General features: G+C 64.5%; 19 protein-coding genes and 1 other RNA gene. 10 read left to right on the top strand and 10 right to left on the bottom strand.

Features of this window, described 5'->3' with window-relative positions:
• Window positions 1-77: 77 nt before the first annotated feature.
• The 4 genes from CFK21_RS11720 to CFK21_RS11705 all read right to left on the bottom strand — a co-directional run bounded on the left by CFK21_RS11720 (window position 78) and on the right by CFK21_RS11705 (window position 5,117).
• Window positions 78-2,015: a PhoX family protein gene (locus tag CFK21_RS11720; RefSeq protein WP_096366832.1), complete on the bottom strand. Its 1,938-nt coding sequence runs from the start codon at window positions 2,013-2,015 to the stop codon at window positions 78-80.
• A gap of 155 nt (window positions 2,016-2,170) precedes the next feature.
• Window positions 2,171-3,346, bottom strand: coding sequence for a methionine adenosyltransferase (gene metK / locus CFK21_RS11715; protein WP_096366831.1), 1,176 nt, complete (start codon window positions 3,344-3,346; stop codon window positions 2,171-2,173).
• A 110-nt stretch (window positions 3,347-3,456) separates the two neighbouring features.
• Window positions 3,457-4,305 carry an SAM-dependent methyltransferase gene (locus tag CFK21_RS11710; RefSeq protein WP_096366830.1) on the bottom strand — a complete coding sequence of 283 codons (849 nt, stop codon included), beginning with the start codon at window positions 4,303-4,305 and terminating at the stop codon, window positions 3,457-3,459.
• A complete protein-coding gene (locus tag CFK21_RS11705) occupies window positions 4,302-5,117 on the bottom strand; it encodes a glycine/sarcosine N-methyltransferase (protein WP_231971506.1) in 816 nt (271 codons plus the stop codon). The genes CFK21_RS11710 and CFK21_RS11705 overlap by 4 nt, the downstream gene beginning before the upstream one ends.
• Window positions 5,118-5,684: 567 nt before the next feature.
• Between CFK21_RS11705 and CFK21_RS11700 the strand changes: the two genes are divergently transcribed.
• From CFK21_RS11700 to CFK21_RS11670, 7 genes are all read left to right on the top strand, one after another.
• Window positions 5,685-6,074, top strand: a complete 390-nt coding sequence (locus CFK21_RS11700; RefSeq protein WP_096366828.1) for a DUF4156 domain-containing protein — start codon at window positions 5,685-5,687, stop codon at window positions 6,072-6,074.
• A gap of 93 nt (window positions 6,075-6,167) precedes the next feature.
• Window positions 6,168-6,264, top strand: an RNA gene (ffs, locus tag CFK21_RS11695) — signal recognition particle sRNA small type.
• Between the two features lie 222 nt (window positions 6,265-6,486).
• A complete protein-coding gene (gene dnaX / locus CFK21_RS11690; protein WP_096366827.1) occupies window positions 6,487-8,103 on the top strand; it encodes a DNA polymerase III subunit gamma/tau in 1,617 nt (538 codons plus the stop codon).
• Window positions 8,104-8,160: 57 nt separating this feature from the next.
• The gene (locus CFK21_RS11685) at window positions 8,161-8,484 is read left to right on the top strand and encodes a YbaB/EbfC family nucleoid-associated protein (protein WP_096366826.1); all 324 of its coding nucleotides are present in this window, start codon (window positions 8,161-8,163) and stop codon (window positions 8,482-8,484) included.
• An 11-nt stretch (window positions 8,485-8,495) separates the two neighbouring features.
• Window positions 8,496-9,092, top strand: a complete 597-nt coding sequence (recR, locus tag CFK21_RS11680; protein ID WP_096366825.1) for a recombination mediator RecR — start codon at window positions 8,496-8,498, stop codon at window positions 9,090-9,092.
• Window positions 9,093-9,131: 39 nt separating this feature from the next.
• Window positions 9,132-9,506 (top strand): hypothetical protein, encoded by a 375-nt coding sequence (locus tag CFK21_RS11675; RefSeq protein WP_096366824.1) that lies wholly within the window; start codon window positions 9,132-9,134, stop codon window positions 9,504-9,506.
• Between the two features lie 372 nt (window positions 9,507-9,878).
• Window positions 9,879-10,223 carry a histidine triad nucleotide-binding protein gene (locus CFK21_RS11670; protein WP_096366823.1) on the top strand — a complete coding sequence of 115 codons (345 nt, stop codon included), beginning with the start codon at window positions 9,879-9,881 and terminating at the stop codon, window positions 10,221-10,223.
• 259 nt (window positions 10,224-10,482) lie between these two features.
• Here the strand turns inward: CFK21_RS11670 and rsgA are convergent, their stop codons facing one another.
• From rsgA to CFK21_RS11650, 4 genes are read right to left on the bottom strand one after another with little or no spacing between them, the layout of a single operon-like run.
• On the bottom strand, window positions 10,483-11,442 hold the full coding sequence (rsgA, locus tag CFK21_RS11665) for a ribosome small subunit-dependent GTPase A (protein WP_096366822.1): 960 nt from the start codon (window positions 11,440-11,442) through the stop codon (window positions 10,483-10,485).
• Window positions 11,443-11,465: 23 nt separating this feature from the next.
• Window positions 11,466-11,813: a 4a-hydroxytetrahydrobiopterin dehydratase gene (locus tag CFK21_RS11660; RefSeq protein WP_096366821.1), complete on the bottom strand. Its 348-nt coding sequence runs from the start codon at window positions 11,811-11,813 to the stop codon at window positions 11,466-11,468.
• Window positions 11,814-11,820: 7 nt separating this feature from the next.
• Window positions 11,821-12,102: a green heme protein gene (locus CFK21_RS11655; RefSeq protein WP_096366820.1), complete on the bottom strand. Its 282-nt coding sequence runs from the start codon at window positions 12,100-12,102 to the stop codon at window positions 11,821-11,823.
• A 12-nt stretch (window positions 12,103-12,114) separates the two neighbouring features.
• Window positions 12,115-13,368, bottom strand: a complete 1,254-nt coding sequence (locus CFK21_RS11650) for a M48 family metallopeptidase (RefSeq protein WP_096366819.1) — start codon at window positions 13,366-13,368, stop codon at window positions 12,115-12,117.
• A gap of 189 nt (window positions 13,369-13,557) precedes the next feature.
• Between CFK21_RS11650 and orn the strand changes: the two genes are divergently transcribed.
• Window positions 13,558-14,103: an oligoribonuclease gene (gene orn / locus CFK21_RS11645; protein ID WP_096366818.1), complete on the top strand. Its 546-nt coding sequence runs from the start codon at window positions 13,558-13,560 to the stop codon at window positions 14,101-14,103.
• A gap of 295 nt (window positions 14,104-14,398) precedes the next feature.
• Here the strand turns inward: orn and ppsA are convergent, their stop codons facing one another.
• Window positions 14,399-16,774 carry a phosphoenolpyruvate synthase gene (gene ppsA, locus CFK21_RS11640; protein WP_096366817.1) on the bottom strand — a complete coding sequence of 792 codons (2,376 nt, stop codon included), beginning with the start codon at window positions 16,772-16,774 and terminating at the stop codon, window positions 14,399-14,401.
• Between the two features lie 313 nt (window positions 16,775-17,087).
• On the opposite strand from ppsA, the gene gdhA reads away from it, so the two are divergent.
• Window positions 17,088-18,431, top strand: a complete 1,344-nt coding sequence (gene gdhA / locus CFK21_RS11635) for an NADP-specific glutamate dehydrogenase (protein ID WP_096366816.1) — start codon at window positions 17,088-17,090, stop codon at window positions 18,429-18,431.
• 27 nt (window positions 18,432-18,458) lie between these two features.
• Window positions 18,459-19,277 carry a pyruvate, water dikinase regulatory protein gene (locus tag CFK21_RS11630; protein WP_096366815.1) on the top strand — a complete coding sequence of 273 codons (819 nt, stop codon included), beginning with the start codon at window positions 18,459-18,461 and terminating at the stop codon, window positions 19,275-19,277.
• A 31-nt stretch (window positions 19,278-19,308) separates the two neighbouring features.
• Here CFK21_RS11630 and CFK21_RS11625 read toward each other — a convergent pair whose 3' ends face one another.
• Window positions 19,309-20,940 (bottom strand): alpha-D-glucose phosphate-specific phosphoglucomutase, encoded by a 1,632-nt coding sequence (locus CFK21_RS11625; protein WP_096366814.1) that lies wholly within the window; start codon window positions 20,938-20,940, stop codon window positions 19,309-19,311.
• Window positions 20,941-21,011: the final 71 nt, after the last annotated feature.

Raw genomic sequence — 21,011 nt, 5'->3', positions numbered from 1 at the left:
CTGGGTTGAAAAGACACCGGCCCCGGTGGCGAACCGGGGCCGGTGCAGCGGGCGGGACGGGCCTTGCGGCCCGCAGGTCAGGCGCCGATGATGCCGCCGTCCCGGCGGGTGATCACCACGGTGGCATCGCGCGGGATGGTCACGCCGTCCGGCGCGGCATTGAGCAGAGGGAAGTTGGTCTGGTTCGGATCGCCGTCGCCCGGGTGCTGGATATTGACGAACAGGGTGCGCCGATCCGGCGTGACCGCAATCCCGGTCACTTCACAGCCGCTGACCCCGGTGAACAGACGCCGCAGTTCGCCGCTGTTGATGTCGGCCACCAGCAGCTGGTTGTTCAGTCCCTTCTTCTGGCCGCCGTCGGTCTCGATGAACAGGCGGCCGTCCGGGTCGGCCCACAGACCGTCGGGATCGCTGAAGGTGTCCTCCCGGTCGTCAGCGTGGGTGTCCTCGGCGATCAGGAAGATGTCCCAGACGAAGGTGGTGCCGGCAAAGCCCGAGGTCTCGCTCCAGCGGATGATGTGACCGTCGGGGTTCGGGGCCAGCGGGTTGGGGCCGTCGGCGACACTGCGCCGGCTGTTGTTGGTCAGGGCGCAGTAGACCTTGTCGTCGGCGCCGACCGTGACCCATTCCGGGCGGTCCATCGGGGTGGCACCGACGATGTCGGCGGCGATGCGGGTGTTGACCAGCAGTTCGCCCATGTCGGCGAAGCGGGCGGCCAGGGCCGGGATGTTCATGCTCAGTTCCAGCCATTCGCCGTTGCCGTCATCGCCGAACCGGGCCACGTACAGGGTGCCGTGATCCAGCGGGCTTTCGCCGCGTGCGCGCATGGCGCGCCAGTTGTCGGCGGAGACGAACTTGTAGATGTAGTCGAAGGTCTGATCGTCGCCGGAATAGACCACCACGCGGCCATAGTCGTCGACATGCACCGTGGCGCCCTCGTGCTTGGTGCGGCCCAGGGCGGTACGCTTGACCGGGGTCCGGGTCGGATCGAAGGGGTCGATCTCGACGATCCAGCCGAAGCGGTTTTCCTCGTTGCGATAATCCGGGTCGGCCAGGTCGAAGCGCTTGTCGAACAGGTGCCAGCCATAGCCGAAGCCGGTGTTGAGGAAGCCGTAGCGCTGCTGCGATTCGTTCGGCGTCCAGGCCGGGTCCTCGGTGCCGAAGTAGCCGTTGAAGTTCTCCTCGCAGGTCAGGTAGGTGCCCCAGGGGGTGTAGCCGTTGGCGCAGTTGTTGACGGTACCGAGCGGGATGTTGCCGTTGGGGGTCTGCAGCAGCGGGTGGCCGGCCGCCGGGCCGCTGAAGTTCACCGGCGTGTTGACGTGAATGCGGCGCGAGAGCCTGCTCCGGACCGGCTGCCAACGATTATCGCGGCCATGGCCTTTGCGGATCTCGACCACCGATACACCATGGGCGTGCTGGGAGGCGCGCACGTCCTCCAGGCTTTCCGGCACCGGTTTGCCCAGTACGTGGTCATTGCCGCCGAACTCGTGGTTCAGGCACAGCACGCCGTGGTCATTGCCCTGGCCGAAGGCCAGCGCGCGGCCGCGCCAGGGGTTGTTCTCCCGGTCCTCGTCCCAGCCGAAGCGGCGGCCGTGCTCGTGGATCATGGGGAAGAACCACATGCCGTCATGGCCGATACCCAGCTGCAGCGCCTGATCGGCTGCCGTGGGCGGCCAGCTGTAGGCCGGGCCGCCGGGTTCCAGCGGATCGCCCCAGGGCAGGATGATGTCGTACTGGTAATCCGGGGAGATACCGGGATTGGGGCCGCTGCCGTCGGCGATGGCGACCGGGGTGAAGTTGATCAGACCGCGATTGCGGGGATTGCGCTGCCAGGGGGTACGGCCCCGGTCGTCGCGGCCGAAGGCCTGCGCCACCGCGGGCCCGGCGAAGAAACCGGTCGCGGCCACGGCCAGGCCGCCCTTGAGCACCTGACGGCGGTGTAAACGGGTTTCCAGGATATCGGCGAAGGGGCGGTTGCCCGAGTTGTTGCTGCTGTTGTCGTCGTGATCGTTCACGGTTGTTGCCTCCTGATCAGGCAGTTTGAGGGGTACCGTGAAGCTAGCAGGCAGATGTTGCCGGGAAATGAAGTTTGTGTGATGCCGATATGTCAGGCAAAGAAAAAGGCCCCTGAAAAGGGGCCTTTGACTTGCTGCGGTTACCCCGCGACGGCTCAGGCCGTCTTGAGGTTGGCGTCGTCGGCCATGGCCTTGGCGCGGTCGGTCTTCTCCCAGGAGAATTCCGGCTCCTCGCGGCCGAAGTGGCCGTTGGAGGCGGTCTTGCGGTAGATCGGGCGCAGCAGGTCCAGCATCTGCACGATGCCCTTGGGCCGCAGGTCGAAGTGGGCGCGGATCAGGGCCTCGATCTTGGACTCGTCGATCTTGGCGGTGCCGAAGGTCTCGACATGGATGGAGACCGGCTTGGCCACACCGATGGCGTAGGCGACCTGCACTTCGCACTTGTCGGCCAGGCCCGCGGCGACCACGTTCTTGGCCACGTAGCGCGCGGCATAGGCAGCAGAGCGGTCGACCTTTGTCGGATCCTTGCCGGAGAAGGCGCCGCCGCCGTGACGACCCACGCCGCCGTAGGTGTCGACGATGATCTTGCGCCCGGTCAGGCCGCAGTCGCCGACCGGACCGCCGATGACGAAACGCCCGGTGGGGTTGATGAAGTACTCGGTCTTGTCGGAGATCATGCTGCTCGGGATGATCGGCTTGATGATCTCCTCCATCACGGCTTCCTTCAGCTGATCGTAGCTGATGTCCTCGGCGTGCTGGGTGGACAGGACCACGGCGTCGATCATCTTGGGCTCGTTGCCCTCGTAGCGCACGGAGACCTGCGATTTGCAGTCCGGACGCAGCCACGGCAGGGTGCCGTCCTTGCGCACCTTGGTCTGCTGCTGGGTCAGCTTGTGCGCATACTGGATCGGCATGGGCATCAGCTCATTGGTCTCGTTGGTGGCATAGCCGTACATCAGGCCCTGGTCGCCGGCGCCCTGGTCCAGATCCAGACCGGTGCCCTCGTCCACGCCCTGGGCGATGTCGGGAGACTGCTTGTCCAGCGCGACCAGCACGGCGCAGTTCTTGCCGTCGAAGCCCATGGCGCCGTCGTTGTAGCCGATGTCGAGGATGGTCTCGCGCACCACGTCGGTGTAGTCGACGGTGGCCTTGCTGGTGATCTCGCCGGAGATGATGGCCATGCCGGTGTTGACCATGGTCTCGCAGGCCACGCGCGAGAGCGGATCCTGCGCGAGCAGGGCGTCGAGAATGGCGTCAGAAACGTTGTCGGCCACCTTGTCCGGGTGACCCTCGCCTACCGATTCGGAAGACACGATATATTCGCGTGCCATGTAAACCTCCTGATGGGTTTTTGGACAACCGCCTCGTGCGGTCGAGTTAATGAAAAAAGTCGGGCCGTCTGCCGCCGCGCGGGCGGCGGCGCGGGCCGGGTGTATTCAGATCAGTCCGCGGTCTTGCGGAAATGCAGGATGCCCCAGCTCAGGTAGCCCTTGCTGCCGGCATCGACCCAGTGTCCCAGGCCGGTGATCATGCGGTCAATGTACTCTTCGGAGACCCGGTTCACCAGATCGTCGCGGTTGCGGGTCAGTTCCTCGCGCACGCGGCCGTAATGGACGGGCAGGCGCGCGGTCAGATCCTCGATCTCGATTTCCTTGAGACCGTTGCGGGCGGCCTGCTCGCGGTAGAAGCCGATCGAGCCCAGGCTGCTGAGGTGGATGCGGTCGTAGACCGGCTGCAGCACGTCCTCGGGGCAGTCGTCGGCCTGCATCGGGTCGGTGAAGATCAGCTCGCCGCCCGGCTTGAGCACGCGCGCGGCCTCCGAGATCACCTTGTCACGATGGCCGCTGTGCAGGAAGGAGTCCTGCGACCAGACCACGTCGAAGGTGCCGCTGTCGTAGGGCAGGTTCTCGAAGTTGCCGTCGACCACCTCGATCAGGTGATCCAGGCCCTGCTCCCTGTTCATCTGCCGGTCGCGTTCGTTCTCCTTCTCGCTCAGGTTGAGCGCAACGACCCGGCAGCCGTAGGTCTTCGCCAGGTAGCGGGCGGCGCCGCCGTAGCCGGCGCCCACGTCCAGGACGTAGCTGTCCGGGCCCAGGTTGTCGAGCTTGGAGGCGATGCGTTCCACGGTGCGGCGGCTGGCATCGGCAATGGGCTCCTGGTCGTCCTGGTACAGACCGATATGGATGTCTTCACCGCCCCAGACGTGGAAGTAGAAATTGTCGGCGTCATCGCTGTTGTAATAGCTGCGCGCCGTCTCCACGACCTCGGAATAGGATGGGGTGGTACTCATTCAGTATCCTCCTGCTGATGATATTTCTTCTCAGCGATGTGGATGTAGAAGTCGGGCTCTTCCTCGCGGTAGGTCTCCTGGAAATCACCGTAGGTGGTTACCTTCTGGAAGCCCACTTCCTTCATCAGGCGGCGCGTGTAGTCCTTGCGCAGCGGGAACATGTTGAGGTGATACACCGACTTGTCGGGGAACTCGTAACGGAACCGGGCCAGCGAGTCGTCGACATATTCCGGCGAGGCGCTGACATTGTCGCCACAGTAGTAATAGTTGTGCGTCGGCTGAACCTTGTGGTCCAGGATGGCGTCGTAGTTGCGCTGGTCCAGGATCAGGATGCCGTCATGACGCAGGGTGGCGTAGAATTCCGCCAGGGCCTTGCGGCGGTCGTTCTCGTCATGCAGGTGGGTGAAGGAGTTGCCCAGACAAATGACGGCATCGTAGAGATCGTGCACGTCGCGGTTGAGCCAGCGCCAGTCGGCGTGGACCGTGCGCAGGATATGACCGCGCTTGCGGGCATTCTCGAAGGCCTTGGCCAGCATTTCCGGACTGCCGTCCGCGCTGGTCACTTCGAAACCGGCCTTCATCAATTGCACGGAGTGAAAGCCCGTGCCGGAGGCGACGTCGAGGATCTTCTTGGCGCCGCGTTCCTTGAGGGCCTGGATGAAGAAGTCGCCTTCACTGTTGGCGCGGCCGTCCCAGTCGATCAGTTCGTCCCACTTGTCGACGAAGCCATGAACGTATTCGTCCTTGTACTGGTCGGTGTCGCGGACCTTGAGGGGGTCGTCGCCATAATTCTGCTGGGCAGTTTTTTGCACAGTATTTCCTCCCGTTGCGGTGCCAAACGGTCCTACGGGCGATCTCGTGCAAAGCGGGTAGTTACGCTTAACTTCTGGTATTTCACCTTCCGCCGGGATGGTTTGGCACCAGTTGTCGTTTATCGCAAACAGGACGTAACGGTCCTGATAGTGATTCATGGTCGCGGACCTCAATGGCCCGCCGAAAAAACACGATGACGGAAGAGTTACACCGTTGCCCGCTTAAGGGCAGAGACAGTCGCGTTCCCGTGTCCCGGAGGGGCGGCAACGCTGACCCGTGATGTACAGTCTGCATATCTTACAGATTTCCGAGTGAATTTTCACCCCTGATTCCGGTTTAATTTCCTGTGGGGGGCGGAAATGTGCGGGAAAAACAGGTATTTTTCCATGTATTACAAGTGTCTTGGATGATTGTGAAATATAATCACAGAGTATGCAGGGAATAATGCCCGGTGCGTGGCGCCGGGGCTGTTGTGTGCGGCCTGCCGCGGCATATGCGTCGGCAGGCATGCATAATCAGTATAATGCACGAACGGCGTTCAACGGTCTCAATGGTGTTATACAACTATGTTAGATGTCATACGGGGTAATCTGTTGTGCAAGTGCCTGGGCGGGGCCGCCTGCCTGCTGTTGTCGGCCTGCACCTGGGTGGAGCCCACGCCCGCGGGTGCGCAGGTGCAGGTGGTGACTGCGGAGGCGGTGGCCGACTGCCTGCGCCTCGGCACCACCCGGGTGTCGGTGCTGGACCGGCTGGCGGGGATCCCGCGCAGCTATCGCAAACTCGAGCAGGAACTGGATGTGCTGGCGCGCAACAGCGCGGCGCGCATGGACGGCGACCGGGTGGTGGCGGAGAGCGAAATCGTCGAGGGTGAACGTATCTATGCGGTTTATGACTGCCGCCGGCCGGCGCAGGAGCAGGCCGGCGAGGCAGGGGCGGAAGTCTTTCCCCTGCGCTGAAACCGGCATGAGACTTGCGCAATAAGCGATTGAGGAAAATGGGAAACTGTTATACCCTGCGGGCTCCTGGCAATACCGGTCAATGGTGGCTTGTGCCGGTCCCTCCGCAACGATAAGCTGTGAACCCCGTCAGGCCCGGAAGGGAGCAGCGGCAGCAGTGGACTCGGGTGCCGGAGTGTGGCGGGTACAGGCCGCCTCCTAATTCATCTTTCATGAAATATTCCCTACACTGGGGACAGCCCCGAATGGCGCTTACCTTGGCCGCGTCATCCCCGCGAAGGCGGGGATCCAGCGTCTGTGTGCCCTGCCGGGTACTGGATTCCCGCCTTCGCGGGAATGACGGACGGGCTGAAATCCGCTTTACGTAACGGCCATTCGGGGCTGTCCCCGGTTTGCGGTTTGAGTTGATCACATGTCCTATCAGGTTCTTGCCCGAAAATGGCGGCCCCGCAGCTTCGCTGAACTGGTGGGGCAGGCCCATGTCCTGCGCGCGCTGGTCAATGCGCTGGACAATGACCGCCTGCACCACGCCTATCTGTTCACCGGTACCCGCGGTGTGGGCAAGACCACCCTGGCCCGCATCCTGGCCAAGTCCCTGAACTGCGAGACCGGCGTCGGCTCGCATCCCTGCGGCGAATGCTCGGCCTGCCGCGAGATCGACGAGGGGCGCTTCGTTGATCTGATCGAGGTCGATGCCGCTTCCCGCACCAAGGTCGACGAGACCCGCGAGCTGCTGGAGAACGTCCAGTACGCCCCCACCCGCGGGCGTTACAAGGTGTACCTCATCGACGAGGTGCACATGTTCTCCAACCACAGTTTCAACGCCCTGCTCAAGACCCTGGAGGAGCCGCCGCCGCACGTGAAGTTCCTGCTGGCGACCACCGATCCGCAGAAGCTGCCGGTGACCATCCTGTCGCGCTGCCTGCAGTTCAACCTCAAGCGCCTGCCGCCGGAGCAGATCCGTGACTACCTGGAGCAGATCCTGGAACGCGAGGGCATCAATGCCGAGGCGGGGGCGTTGCGCGAACTGGCCCGCGCCGCCGACGGCAGCATGCGCGACGGCCTGAGCCTGCTGGACCAGGCCATCGCCTACGGCGGCGGCGAGGTGCGCGAGGCCGAGGTGCGCACCATGCTCGGCACCATCGAGCGCGAGTTCGTCTACGACCTGGTGCGGGCGCTCGCGGCCGGTGACGGCAAGGCGCTGCTGGCGCGGGTGGGCGATGCCGCCGAGCGCAGCACCGATTTCGCCGCGCTGCTGGCCGAGTTGTTATCGGTGCTGCAGCGCATTGCCGTTCACCAGGCATTGCCCGGGGAGGGGATGGACGAATATGCCGATGCCCCGGAAGTGATCGCCGAACTGGCCGCGGCCCTGACTCCCGAGGATGTCCAACTCCACTATCAGATCGGCCTGATCGGCCGCCGCGACCTGCCGCTGGCGCCGGACCCGCGCGGCGGCCTGGAGATGATCCTGCTGCGCATGCTCAGTTTCCGCCCGGCGGCGGCCGCGCAGACGCCGGCCGCTGCGGCCCCGGCCCGGCCCGCGCGGCCGGGTGTCCCAGGGGCGGCAAGCCAGGCCTCGGCTCCCGCGGCGCCGACTGCAACGGCATCCGGAGGGAGCGGGGCGGCTCAGCCGGCCGGCGACGACTGGCCCGGCCTGATCGCCGCCATGGGCCTGCGCGGCCTGGCCGGACAGCTGGCGGAGAACTGCACCCTGATCAGCTGCGGGGACAGCCGGGTGCAGCTGCATCTGGATCCGGCCCACCAGCACCTGCTGACCCCGGCGCTGCAGGCCAAGCTGGCCGAGGCGCTGAACCGCTGCCTGGGGCGTGAGGTGCGGCTGGAGATCGACAGCGGCAGCGGGACGCCGCCGCCGGCCGAGACCCCGGCCCAGCAGCAGGCCCGGCGCAGCCAGGAGCGCCAGCAGGCCGCCGAGAGTGCGATTGCCGCCGACGAGACGGTCCGGGCGCTGCAGGATACCTTCAACGCCCGGGTGCAGCCCGACAGCATCCGGCCCCTGGACGATGCATGAACGCATAACCCATGAACTCACTCTGGGTGTATTCGGAAACTTCTGAGAGGAAAGGCAATGAAAGGCGGATTAGGCAACATCATGAAGCAGGCCCAGCAGATGCAGGCCAACATGCAGAAGGCCCAGGAGGAGCTGGCCAACGTGGAAGTCACCGGTCAGGCCGGCGGCGGCATGGTCACGGTGGTGATGACCTGCCGCAACGAGGTGCGCCGGGTCAATATCGACGACAGTCTGATCGGCGATGACAAGGAGATGCTGGAGGATCTGATCGCTGCGGCCATGAACGACGCCGTGCACAAGGCCGAGGCGACGACCCAGGAGAAGATGTCCGGGCTGACCGCCGGCATGGGGCTTCCGCCCGGCTTCAAGATGCCGTTCTGAAGCGCTGACCCATGTCCCTGTCCCCGGCGATTCAACGCCTGGTCGAGGCGCTGCGCTGCCTGCCCGGCGTGGGACCCAAGTCGGCCCAGCGCATGGCCTTCCACCTGCTGGAGCGCGACCGCGAGGGCGGCCGCCGGCTGGCCGCCGCGCTGACCGATGCCATCGACAAGGTCGGCCACTGCGAGCAGTGCCGCACTCTGACCGAGGAGCCGGTGTGCGGCATCTGCCGCAGTGACAGCCGCGACCGCAGCCAGTTGTGCGTGGTCGAGACCCCGGCCGACATCGTCGCCGTGGAACAGGCCACCGATTTCCGCGGCCTGTATTTCGTCCTCATGGGTCACCTCTCGCCCCTGGACGGCATCGGACCGGCCGATATCGGCCTGGACCGGCTGGCGGAGCGCCTGGCCCGGGGCGAAGTGGCCGAGATCATCCTCGCCACCAATCCCACAGTGGAGGGCGAGGCCACGGCCCAGTACATCGCCGATCTGGCCCGCAGCCACGGCATCCGGGCCACGCGCCTGGCGCATGGCATCCCGCTCGGGGGTGAACTAGAATACGTGGACGGCGGCACCCTGTCGCACGCCTTCAGCGGCCGCCGGGACCTCTGAGTCTCCACCCTGTCACCCGAGGGAAGGTAAGGTCACGGAATGGACGTCTCACGCCTACCTGTCATCGCCCACGGCGCGGGCCTCCCGACGTCGGCCGGCGCCCATGCCCAGCGCAGCCGCGGGGGCGAACCGGTGATCGAGCCCGCCGCCGTGCGCCGCCCGCGCGACGCCGCCGAGCAGGCCATTCAGGGCGAACTGCTTGAACGCAGCCGCAGCGAGCACCGTTACAGCCCCACCAGCGACTTCCTGCGCTCACGCCTGTATGAGAGCGGCGAGGATGCCGCAACCGGCCAGCGCAGAGGCGCTGCCGACAACTTCGCCGGCCGCCAAGCCGTCGGCGCCTACCTCTCCCATACCCGCGAACTGATCCAGCCCGACGCCAACCGCGGCACCGCGGTCGATTATTTCATCTGAGGTTCGGTGATATAAACGCAGGGTGCGCAGAGGCGCGAAGAGCAGTAAGTATTCCGTCATTGCGAGCGCAGCGAAGCAATCTCGTGCCGCGTGATCAGTCGGTTGGCGATTATTCGCCACGCTCGCCCCTGAGCACCCAGGGGGCATAAAGGCGTTGTGCCCTCGTAAGCCCGCTTGTGCCACGGCGCTGCGCGCCATGGAATCCCTGCGGGCTTCATTATGGCTATCCCCCCCTTCGAGTCAGGGCATCGCAATGACGGAGTCATCACAAGATCCTCACACCCTTTGCGACTCTGCGTCTTTGCGCACTCTGCGTTATCCTCACCACTGGTCGAAGTTATCATGATCTCAAGATGAGGAGGAGCGAGTCCCATGACCGACTGTCTGTTCTGCAAGATGGCCGCCGGCGAGATCCAGCCCGACACCGTACTGGAAACCGACGACGTCATCGCCTTTCGCGACATCAATCCACAGGCCCCCACCCATGTGCTGGTTATTCCGAAACAGCATATCGCCACCCTCAACGACCTGCAGCCGGCGCAGGCCGAGCTGGTCGGGAAGATGTATCTCGCCGCCCGGGAGGTTGCGCGCATCGACGGCCTGGACCAGCGCGGCTATCGCACCGTGATGAACTGCCTGGAAGAGGCCGGGCAGTCGGTATTCCATCTGCACCTGCACGTGCTCGGCGGCCGGCCGATGCAGTGGCCGCCGGGATGAGTTCTGCCATGCCGGGGTGACAATAACGCGGAGAACGCAGAGACACGGAGGCGCAAAGGGTAATCAATCAGGTTGCTGCAGGTTGGGCGGGACAAAGCAAAGCGAAGACTGACCTGCATTCGCTGCATTTGCCGACCTGGTACACGCAGGTCGGGTTAGTACAGCGTAACCCGACATGCCGCGGTCGGTGCCGGCTTGCGCCTTTCAGGCTGCCCCGACCTGCGGTTGCCGACAGATACACAGCGCTGAAGACACGATATCAGTAATCACCAAGTCGCTCTTCGGCCGCCTCCAGTTGCGCATACAGCTTGCGGTAGCTCTCCAGCCGCCGCGCGCTGATCTCGCCGGCATCCACCGCTGCCTGCACTGCGCAGCCGGGCTCGTTCAGGTGCCGGCAATTGTGGAAGCGGCAGTGACCGGCGGGGTCGTGGAATTCGCGAAAGCCCCGCTCCAGCTGCGCCTTGTCGATGTGCCAGAGATGAAAGTCGCGCACCCCGGGTGAGTCGATCAGCTTGCCGCCGCCCGGCAGATGATAGAGGGTGGTGTCAGAGGTGGTATGCCGGCCCTGGCCGCTGGCCTCGGACAACTCGCCGACGCGGATCTCGTGTTCCGGCAGCAGCGTATTCACCAGCGAGGATTTGCCCACGCCCGACTGGCCGACCAGGATGCTGGTGTGGGTGGCAAGCAGTTCGATCAGCGGCTGCAGGGCACCGGGCTCGCGGGTATTCACCCGTACCACCGGTATATCCAGGGCGGCGAATTCCGCCAGCAGGGCATCGATATGCGTACGCGTGTCGGCAGTGAGCCGGTCGGTCTTGTTCAGCACCAGGGCCGGCCGGGCGGGCATCAGTTCGGCGGCGATCAGGTAGCGGTCGATGAGGGCGGCGGTGGGCTCGGGCGCGGGCGCGATGACGATCAGCAACTGGTCGATGTTGGCCGCCAGGGACCGCGGTCGGCCGCGATGATCGGGGCGGGAGAGGGCACTGGTACGTGGCAGTACGCGCTCGATTACGCCCTGGTCATCGCCCGCGGATGACCATTCCACCCGATCGCCGCAGGCCAGGTCATGCACCCGCTTGCGCGCAGTGCATTCGAGCCGCTCCCCGTTCTCGGCCTCCACCAGGGCGTTGCGGCCGTGGTGCCGGATCACTTGGCCGGTATGGATGTCGGTCTGCGCTGAGATCGCGGAGCGGGGCTTCAGCGGGTTACGGCGCGGCATCCTGTGGTTCCGGCGAGGCGCTTTCAGCCGTTGCCCGCTTCCAGCGCGTCCACCCGGGCGGCGCAGATGAAGTCGTTGTCCGACAGCCCGCCGACCGAATGGGTGGTGAAATGCACCGTGCAGCGGTTGTAGCTGACCTCCAGGTCGGGGTGATGGTCCTGCCGGTTGGCGATCCAGGCCACGGCGTTGACGAAGGCGACGGTCTGGTAGAAATCCTTGAACCTGAAGCTGCGTACCAACGCAGGGGTATCCCGGTCCAGCGTCCAGTCGTCATGCAACTGGCTCAGCTTGTCCTGGGCCTCGTCCAGGACCAGCGCCGGGCTGCCTTTGGGCAGCGGTTTGCAGTGCTGTTCCTTGAGCGGTGTGGTCATGGTCGGTTCACTTGAATCGGTAGTGGGTTTGATTCAGGTACTCTACGACATTTTCCACGTCCTGGTCGAACCAGCGCAGGCCCAGGCTGGCGTCGCAGCGCCTTACCTGCTTGTGCAGGGCCTCCAGCGAATTGACCCGGCGGTCCTCACGGCTATAGACGCCGCTGTCATGGCACTGCATGCAGTGCTGGTCGTGCAGCTTTTTGCCGGCCTGGGCATCTGCCGCCGCGGCAGGGCCGGCGGCCAGCAGGCCGAGGGTCAGAAACAATGGGATCGATCGTATGAACATGGCTACGCTCCTTCAGGCAGGCTGCCTGGTGTTGGCGTTCAGCTGTGCGACCCGCACCGGTGCGGGTGGGTGCGAGTCATAGAAGCTGGAATACAGCGGGTCCGGCGTCAGGGTGCTGGCGTTCTCCCGGTACAGCTTGACCAGGGCCTGGACCAGGTCGCCGGCACGCGTCTGGCTGGCGGCGTAGGCGTCGGCCTCGAACTCGTGCTTGCGCGACAGGGCGTTCATCAGCGGTGACAGGAAGAAGCCGAACAGCGGGCTGACCAGCAGGAACAGGATCAGGCCCATGTGCAGCGAGGGCTCGTTCACGCCCAGGCCATGGAAGAAGGCCGGCTGCTGGATCAGCCAGCCCAGTGCCGCCAGGCCGGCGAGGCTCAGCAGGGCCATGGAGACCAGCCGTTTGTGCACGTGCTTGTGTTTGAAGTGCCCCAGTTCGTGCGCCAGCACGGCCTCGACCTCGTCCGGGTCCAGCGACTTGAGCAGGGTATCGAAGAAGACGATGCGCTTGTTCTCGCCCAGGCCGGTGAAGTAGGCGTTGCCGTGCCCGGAGCGTTTTGAGCCGTCCATGACGAAGATGCCGTTGCTGGTGAAGCCGCAACGGCTCAGCAGTGACTCGATGCGCTGTCTGAGTTCATTGTCTTCCAGCGGGCTGAACTTGTTGAACAGCGGCGCGATGAAGGCCGGATAGGCCCACAGCATCAGCAGGGTGAAGCCCATCCACACAATCCAGACGTACAGCCACCAGAGGCTGCCCGAGGCCTGCATCAGCCACAGCACCACGGCGATCAGCGGCGTGCCCAGCAGCAGCAGGAGCAGACCGTTCTTCAGCATATCGCCGATGAAGGTCGGGAGATCGGTGCGGTTGAAGCCGAACCGCGCCTCCAGGCCGAAGGTGTGATAGAGCGAGAACGGCAGGTCCAGCAGGCTGGAGAGCATGAACAGGCTGAGCATGACCGCCACGCCGGTCCACAACGGGCTCCACTCCAGCTGCGACCAGGCCCCGTTGAGCAGGGCCAGGCCGCCGCCCAGGGTCCAGGCCAGCAGGATCAGGTAGCCGTATGCGCCCTCGGCCAGTCCCAGCCGGGTCTTGGCCAGGGTATAGTCGGCGGCCTTGCGGTGGGATGCGAGCGGGATATGATCGCGAAAGGCCGCCGGCACCTGCCCGCGGTGATTGCGGATATAGCGCATGTGCCGCGCCGCCAGCCACCACTGGGTCAGGGCGGTGGCGAGCAGCATAACGAGAAAGATGGCGGTGTAGAGATTCATGGCATGCCGCATGTTGGCTGGAACTGACCCGGATTATACTCACCGGTTCCCGGGCCCGGCCAGCGCTGTCGGCCGGCAAAATCCGGACAAATAACCGTGTTTCATCTCCGGCGGTCGATGCTGGCCTTTGGGAAAGGCATTCGGTAGCATGGCCGGACAGTTCAGGCACAGGAAATTCCACACAATATCATGGCCCAGGATCCCAATAATCTCATCTGGATCGATCTGGAAATGACCGGTCTGGATACCCAGAACGACCGCATCATCGAGATCGCCACCATCGTCACCGATGCCAACCTCAACCTGGTCGCCGAGGGCCCGGTGCTGGCGGTGCACCAGGACGAGGCGTTGATGAAGGCCATGGACGACTGGAACCGCAAGACCCATGGCGAGTCCGGCCTGATCGAGCGGGTCAAGAACAGCCGCCTCGACGAGCGCGCCGCCGAACTGCAGACCCTGGAGTTCCTGCGTCAGCATGTTCCCCAGGGCAGATCCCCCATGTGCGGCAACAGCATCTGCCAGGACCGGCGCTTTCTCGCCCGCTGCATGCCCGAACTGGAGGCCTGGTTTCATTACCGCAACCTGGATGTGAGCACGCTCAAGGAGCTGGCCGCACGCTGGACGCCGGACCTGCTGTCGCGCTTCACCAAGAAGGCCACCCACCAGGCCCTGGACGATATCCGCGAGTCCATCGAGGAACTGCGCTTCTACCGCGAGCATTTCATCAGGTTGTAATCGTTTGCTTTTGCGCCGGGAACGCAGAGGGCGCAAAGGCACAGAGGCGCAGAGGTTCAAAAATGTAAATGCCTCTGAATAATTCGTCATTGCGAGCGAAGCGTGGCAATCTCCAACCGATTGATCCTGCATTACGAGATTGCCGCGCTTTCTCATAGAATCCCTTCGGGATCCATCATGAGTACCCTACCCTTCGGGTCAGGGCATCGCAATGACGGGAGTAATCGGATTAATCAGGAGTACCGTAATACTCTGCGTGCTCTGCGTTTCTGTCACCCCCCTGAAGAGTCAGCAGTTATTGCGGATGCCGCTTCGCCAGGTGCAGCCAGGTCTTGAGCACGCTGTCGGGGTTGAGCGAGACGGTCTCGATGCCCTGCTCGATCAGCCAGGCGGCGAGATCGGGGTGATCCGAGGGCCCCTGACCGCAGATGCCGATGTATTTCCCCTTGGCCCGGCACTTCTCGATCGCCATGGCGATCAGTGCCTTCACCGCCGGGTTGCGTTCATCGAAGCTCGCCGACACCAGCCCGGAGTCGCGGTCCAGTCCCAGGGTGAGCTGGGTGAGGTCGTTGGAGCCGATGGAGAAGCCGTCGAAATGCTCCAGGAACTCGTCCGCCAGCAGCGGGTTGGAGGGCAGTTCGCACATCATGATCAGGCGCAGCCCGTCCTCGCCGCGCTTCAGGCCGTTGTCGGCAAGCAGTGAGACCACCTGTTCCGCCTCCTGCAGGGTGCGCACGAAGGGAATCATGACATCCACATTGGTGAGTCCGATCTCCTTGCGCACCTTGTTCAACGCCCGGCACTCCAGTTCGAAACAGGGCCGGAAGGCCTCGCTGATGTAGCGCGCGGCACCGCGGAAGCCCAGCATGGGATTTTCCTCCTCGGGCTCGTACTGCGTCCCGCCAAGCAGGTGGGCGTATTCGTTGGACTTGAAGTCCGACATGCGCACGATCACCTTCTTCGGCCAGAAGGCGGCGGCGATGGTGCTGATCCCCTCGGCCAGCTTGTCGACATAGAAACTGATCGGGTCGGTATAGCCGGCGCTGAGTCGGTCGATCTGCTGTTTGATCTCGTCCGACTGGCCGGCGTACTCCAATACCGCGCGTGGATGCACGGCGATGGACTTGTTGATGATGAACTCCAGCCGGGCCAGCCCGACGCCGTGATTGGGCAGGGCCTGGAAGTTGAAGGCCTGATCGGGGTTGGCGACGTTCATCATGATCTTCACCGGCAGTTCCGGCAGCCGGTCCAGGTCGTGGGTGCTGCGTTCGTAATCCAGTTTGCCGCGATAGACATTGCCGGCGTCGCCCTCGGCGCAGGAGACCGTCACGGCCGCGCCGTCGGGGACCTGTTCGGTGGCGTCGCCGCAGCCGACCACCGCGGGGATACCCAACTCGCGGGCGATGATGGCGGCGTGACAGGTGCGGCCGCCGCGGTTGGTGACAATGGCCGCGGCGCGTTTCATCACCGGCTCCCAGTCCGGGTCGGTCATGTCGGTGATCAGCACATCGCCGGCCTCGACCCGGTGCATGTCCTCGATGCGGTCGACGATGCGGGCCGGGCCGTCGCCGATGCGGCCGCCGATGGCGCGGCCCTCGGCTAAAATCTCGCCGCGTTCGTGCAGACGGTATTCCTCCAGCTGCAACGCGTCGCTGCGGCTCTTTACGGTTTCGGGCCGGGCCTGGACGATGAAGATGCCGCCGTCGCCGCCGTCCTTCGCCCATTCGATGTCCATGGGCCGGCCGTAGTGATCCTCGATGGTGATGGCCTGGCGCCCGAGCTCGATCAAGTCGTCGTCGTCGAGTGCAAACCGCAGTCGCTCGGCCTCGGGAACCTCCACGGTCTCCACCGGCGGCTCGCCCGGCGCGGCCTCGCGGTAGACCATCTTGATGGCTTTCTCGCCGCGGATGCGACGGATGATGGCGGGTCTGCCCTCGCGCAGCAGCGGCTTGTGCAGGTAGAACTCGTCGGGATTGACCGCACCCTGCACCACGGTCTCGCCCAGACCCCAGGCGGCGGTGATGAAGACGGCGTCGCGGAAGCCGGATTCGGTGTCCAGGGTGAACATCACCCCGGAGGCGCCGATGTCGCTGCGCACCATGCGCTGCACGCCGGCCGAGAGCGCCACCTGATCGTGCTCGAAGCCGTGGTGTTCGCGGTAGGTGATGGCGCGGTCGTTGAACAGGGAGGCGAATACGCCCTTGACCGCGTGCAGCACCGCGTCGATGCCTGCGATGTTGAGAAAGGTCTCCTGCTGACCGGCGAAGGAGGCGTTGGGCAGATCCTCTGCCGTGGCCGAGGAGCGCACCGCCACCGAGACGCCCTCGGTATGGCGACGCTCCATCTCGGCATAGGCGTCACGGATGGCGGTCTCCAGTTCGGCGGGGAAGGGTGTATCCATGATCCATTGTCGGATCTGACCGCCGGTGCGGCTCAGGGCCTGAACGTCCTCGATGTCGAGTTCGCGCAGCGCGGCGTAGATGCGCTGATCCAGTTCCTCATGGGCGAGGAAGGTGCGGTAGGCATCGGCGGTGGTGGCGAAGCCGCCGGGCACCTGCACGCCGGCCGCGGTCAGTTCGCGTACCATCTCGCCGAGCGAAGCGTTCTTGCCGCCGACGCTGGGTACGTCATCGATAGTCAGTTCCTCGAACCAGACAACCAGACTGTTCATTGTGTTCCTGCCTGCCGAAGGGGATGTGTGGGTGTGGATATGATCCGTCTGCGAGCCTAGCACGGGCCCGATCGGGATAAAACCAGAGTCGCCGGGCCGCCGTTCCCGCGGCCTGTTCCGGGCAGGCCGCAGAGGAGTGAACGGATTCCCAACAGGATGGTGGCATGAGGTGCCCGGCTGCTTACTCTTTCTGCGTCAGGTTGCTGTATCATGCGCGGCTGACCCCGCTGGTGCAGCGGCACCGTGAGGCCCGCTCCGGTTATGGTGATGTCGCAGCCTTATCGTAGCGGAAGGTGCCTTAAGGAGAGTTTCCATGAAATATCACTCGATTGATGAATTCCTCGCTCATGTAGCAGAACGCAATCCCGGCCAGCCGGAGTTCCTGCAGGCGGTCACCAAGGTGATGAAAAGCCTCTGGCCCTTCATCCAGACGCATCCCAGATATGCCGAACACGGGCTGCTGGATCGACTGGTCGAGCCGGAGCGCATTGTCATGTTCCGCGTTTCATGGGTGAACGACCAGGGCGAGGTGCAGGTCAATCGTGGCTATCGGGTGCAGTACAGTTCGGCGATCGGCCCCTACAAGGGAGGGCTGCGTTTCCATCCCTCGGTGAATCTGTCTATCCTGAAGTTCCTCGCCTTTGAGCAGACCTTCAAGAATGCGCTTACCACCCTGCCGCTGGGCGGGGGCAAGGGCGGCTCGGATTTCGATCCCAAGGGCCGCAGTCCCGGCGAGGTGATGCGTTTCTGCCAGGCCTTTGCCGCGGAACTGTTCCGGCATGTGGGTTCCGATACCGATGTGCCGGCTGGTGATATCGGTGTGGGCGCGCGCGAGGTCGGATTCATGACCGGCATGGTGAAAAAGCTCACCAATCGTGCCGACTGCGTGTTCACCGGGAAAGGGCTGAGCTTCGGCGGTTCTCTGATCCGCCCCGAGGCGACCGGCTATGGCACGGTATATTTTGCCGAGGAGATGCTCAATCGCATGGGCCGCGGCCTGGATGGCCTGCGCGTGGGCGTGTCCGGTTCAGGCAACGTGGCACAGTATGCAGTGGAGAAGGCCACGGCCCTGGGCGGCAGGGTGGTGACAGTCTCGGATTCCAGCGGCGTCATCGTGGATGAAGACGGCTTTACCGCCGAGAAGCTGGCCGAACTGATGGAAGTGAAGAACCACCTCTACGGACGAGTGAGCGACTACGCGGAACGGGTGCGGGTGAAATTCATCCCCGGCAAGCGGCCGTGGCATGTGCCAGTGGATGTTGCCCTGCCCTGCGCGACCCAGAATGAACTGGACGAGGGGGATGCCGAGCAGCTGGTGAAAAACGGTGTGCTGTGTGTGTCCGAGGGCGCCAACATGCCCTGCACACCCGAGGCGGTGAAATGCCTCGAGGATAACGGCGTGCTGTACGCACCCAGCAAGGCGTGCAATGCCGGCGGTGTGGCCACCTCTGGACTGGAGATGAGTCAGAATGCCATGCGCTTGTCCTGGCGTCGGGATGAGGTTGATGACCGTCTGCGCATCATCATGCGCAGTATCCACGAGGCCTGTCTCGAACACGGGCAACGCGAAGACGGCGGTTTCAGCTATGTGGACGGGGCCAATGTGGCCGGATTCGTCAAGGTGGCCGATGCCATGCTGGCGCAAGGTGTGGTATAGCCTTTCCTCTCCATGACGGGAAGCAAGATGAGCGATGAGACACCCTATCCGGTCTTTCTGCTGTCCGACCACACCGGCATCACGGTGGAGAAGCTGGCGCGCAGTCTGCTGTCGCAGTTCACCGGGCTGGAGTTCGATATCCATACCATACCCTTTGTCGATACCGCTGCAGCGCTCTGCTCGGCGGTCGACCGTATCGACGCCAGCGCCGAGGCAGCCGGCGTGCCGCCGCTGGTCTTCGCCACCCTGATCGATGCCCCCCTGCGCGAGCAGCTGCGCGGCTGTCGGGGTACGGTGTTCGACATCTACGCCGTCCTGCTGGGGCCGGTGGCCGAGGCCCTGCATGCCGAGGCCACGCCGCGCCGGGGCCAGACCCATGGCGGGGCCGACAATGGCTATCTCGATCGTATCGGCGCCCTGGAGTTCGCGCTCGCCACCGACGACGGGGTGGCGGTCAAGCGCTACCAGGATGCCGACCTGATCCTGATCGGCCTGTCGCGCAGCGGCAAGACCCCGACCTCGCTCTATCTGGCGCTGCAGTACGGCCTGCGTGCGGCCAACGATCCGTTGACCGAGGAGGATCTGGACAGTCCGCAGTTGCCCGGGCGCCTGCGATCCTTCCGTCACAAGCTGATCGCGCTGCGCATCGAACCGGAGCGTCTGCACCGGGTGCGCGAGCAGCGCCGCCCCGGCAGCCGCTATGCGTCACTGGAGCAGTGCCGCCGCGAGGTCAGGCAGTTCGAGACGATGCTGGCAGGACTGGACATTCCGGTGTTGGACAGCTCGCGCATGTCGATCGAGGAGCTGGCGGCGAGTGTGGTGAGGATGGTGAGGAGTGAGGAGTGAGGATAGCTTCCCCTTCACTCCGCACTCGACTTCATGTAATCACCGACGGCGCCTCGCGTCCGGTATGGGTGCGGATACCGGCCACCTCGTCGGCCAGGCGGATCAGTCCGGCCAGCGCGGTCTGGGCATCCTGGTGTTGCTGGTCGGGGTCGGCCTCGTAGCGTTCCAGGTAGACGCGCAGGGTCGCGCCCTGGGTGCCGGTGCCGGAGAGTCGGAATACCATGCGCGAGCCGTCGCTGAAGCCGATGCGCACGCCCTGAGCCTCGCTCACACTCTGATCGATGGGATCCTCGTAGCGGAAGTCGTCGGCATAGGCGACTTCGTGCTCGCCCAGCCGCCGGCCCTGGAGCTCGGGCAGGCGCTGCCTGAGGGCCTGCATCAGGGTGTGCGCGCCCTCACTTTCCACATCCTCGTAATCATGGCGGGAGTAGTAATTGCGGCCATAGGTGGCCCAGTGATCATGTACCAGCTGCTCGACCGACTTGCCGGTCACCGCCAGCAGATTGAGCCAGAACAGTACCGCCCACAGGCCGTCCTTCTCCCGCACATGCGCGGAGCCGGTGCCGAAGCTCTCCTCGCCGCACAGGGTGACCTCGCCGGCGTCCAGCAGGTTGCCGAAGAACTTCCAGCCGGTCGGGGTCTCGTAGCACTTGATCCCGAGTGCCGCGGCCACCCGGTCGGCGGCCTGGCTGGTGGGCATGGAGCGGGCCACGCCCTTGAGGCCCTCGGCATAGCCGGGCACCAGGGTGGCATTGGCGGTGAGCACGGCCAGGCTGTCGCTTGGCGTGACGAAGAATCGGCGGCCCAATATCATGTTGCGATCGCCGTCGCCGTCGGAGGCCGCGCCGAAGTCCGGGGCGTCGTCGGCGTAGAGGATATCCACCAGTTCGCGCGCATAGGTGAGGTTGGGGTCGGGATGGCCGCCGGCAAAATCCTCCAGCGGCACGGTGTGCATCAGGCTGCGGGTCGGGGCGCCGAGGCGCCGCACCAGGATCTCCTCGGCGTAGGGACCGGTCACGGCATGCATGGCATCGAAGCGCAGGCTGAAATCGCCCTGCAGCAGGGTGCGGATGCGGTCGAAGTCGAACAGTTCCTCCATCAGGCCGGCATAGTCGTCCACCGGATCGATGACATCCACCGTCATGCCTCCCAGTTCAGTGCTGCCGGTACGGGACAGGTCGATGTCCCCGGCCTCCAGGATGCGATAGCGGTCGAGTTCGCGGCTGCGGCTGAAAATGGCCTCGGTGATGCGTTCCGGCGCCGGACCTCCGTTGGCGGTGTTGTACTTGATGCCGAAATCCGCATCCGGGCCGGCCGGATTGTGGCTGGCCGAGAGAATGATGCCGCCGAAGCAGTGATACTTGCGGATCACGCAGGAGGCGGCCGGCGTGGAGAGGATGCCGTCGCGTCCGACCAGGATGCGGCCCACGCCATTGGCCGCAGCCATTCTCAGGATGATCTGGATGGCGCTGCGGTTGTAATAGCGTCCGTCGCCGCCGACGACCAGGGTCTGACCCTCGAGCCCGTCCAGGCTGTCGAAGATGGACTGGACGAAATTCTCCAGGTAATGCGGCTGTTGAAAGACCCTGACCTTCTTGCGCAGCCCCGAGGTACCTGGGCGCTGGTCGGGGAAGGGCTGGGTCGGGATTTCAAGGCTGGACATCGAGGCTCTCTGCGGCTGCTGAGGGTAGGGATGGTATCGTTATATTATGGGGTCTGCCGACACCGCTTTGA

This window comes from Thiohalobacter thiocyanaticus, assembly GCF_002356355.1.
GTDB lineage: Bacteria > Pseudomonadota > Gammaproteobacteria > Thiohalobacterales > Thiohalobacteraceae > Thiohalobacter > Thiohalobacter thiocyanaticus_A.
This window is presented reverse-complemented; position numbering and strand designations above follow the sequence as displayed.

Coding starts and splice junctions, on each gene's coding strand:
- orn (WP_096366818.1), top strand. CDS start 13,558: ATGGCCCAGGATCCCAATAATCTCATCTGGATCGATCTGGAAATGACC.
- CFK21_RS11650 (WP_096366819.1), bottom strand. CDS start 13,368: ATGAATCTCTACACCGCCATCTTTCTCGTTATGCTGCTCGCCACCGCC.
- CFK21_RS11675 (WP_096366824.1), top strand. CDS start 9,132: ATGGACGTCTCACGCCTACCTGTCATCGCCCACGGCGCGGGCCTCCCG.
- CFK21_RS11655 (WP_096366820.1), bottom strand. CDS start 12,102: ATGTTCATACGATCGATCCCATTGTTTCTGACCCTCGGCCTGCTGGCC.
- CFK21_RS11625 (WP_096366814.1), bottom strand. CDS start 20,940: ATGTCCAGCCTTGAAATCCCGACCCAGCCCTTCCCCGACCAGCGCCCA.
- CFK21_RS11630 (WP_096366815.1), top strand. CDS start 18,459: ATGAGCGATGAGACACCCTATCCGGTCTTTCTGCTGTCCGACCACACC.
- recR (WP_096366825.1), top strand. CDS start 8,496: ATGTCCCTGTCCCCGGCGATTCAACGCCTGGTCGAGGCGCTGCGCTGC.
- CFK21_RS11660 (WP_096366821.1), bottom strand. CDS start 11,813: ATGACCACACCGCTCAAGGAACAGCACTGCAAACCGCTGCCCAAAGGC.
- CFK21_RS11670 (WP_096366823.1), top strand. CDS start 9,879: ATGACCGACTGTCTGTTCTGCAAGATGGCCGCCGGCGAGATCCAGCCC.
- dnaX (WP_096366827.1), top strand. CDS start 6,487: ATGTCCTATCAGGTTCTTGCCCGAAAATGGCGGCCCCGCAGCTTCGCT.
- gdhA (WP_096366816.1), top strand. CDS start 17,088: ATGAAATATCACTCGATTGATGAATTCCTCGCTCATGTAGCAGAACGC.
- CFK21_RS11685 (WP_096366826.1), top strand. CDS start 8,161: ATGAAAGGCGGATTAGGCAACATCATGAAGCAGGCCCAGCAGATGCAG.
- rsgA (WP_096366822.1), bottom strand. CDS start 11,442: ATGCCGCGCCGTAACCCGCTGAAGCCCCGCTCCGCGATCTCAGCGCAG.
- metK (WP_096366831.1), bottom strand. CDS start 3,346: ATGGCACGCGAATATATCGTGTCTTCCGAATCGGTAGGCGAGGGTCAC.
- CFK21_RS11700 (WP_096366828.1), top strand. CDS start 5,685: ATGTTAGATGTCATACGGGGTAATCTGTTGTGCAAGTGCCTGGGCGGG.
- CFK21_RS11710 (WP_096366830.1), bottom strand. CDS start 4,305: ATGAGTACCACCCCATCCTATTCCGAGGTCGTGGAGACGGCGCGCAGC.
- ppsA (WP_096366817.1), bottom strand. CDS start 16,774: ATGAACAGTCTGGTTGTCTGGTTCGAGGAACTGACTATCGATGACGTA.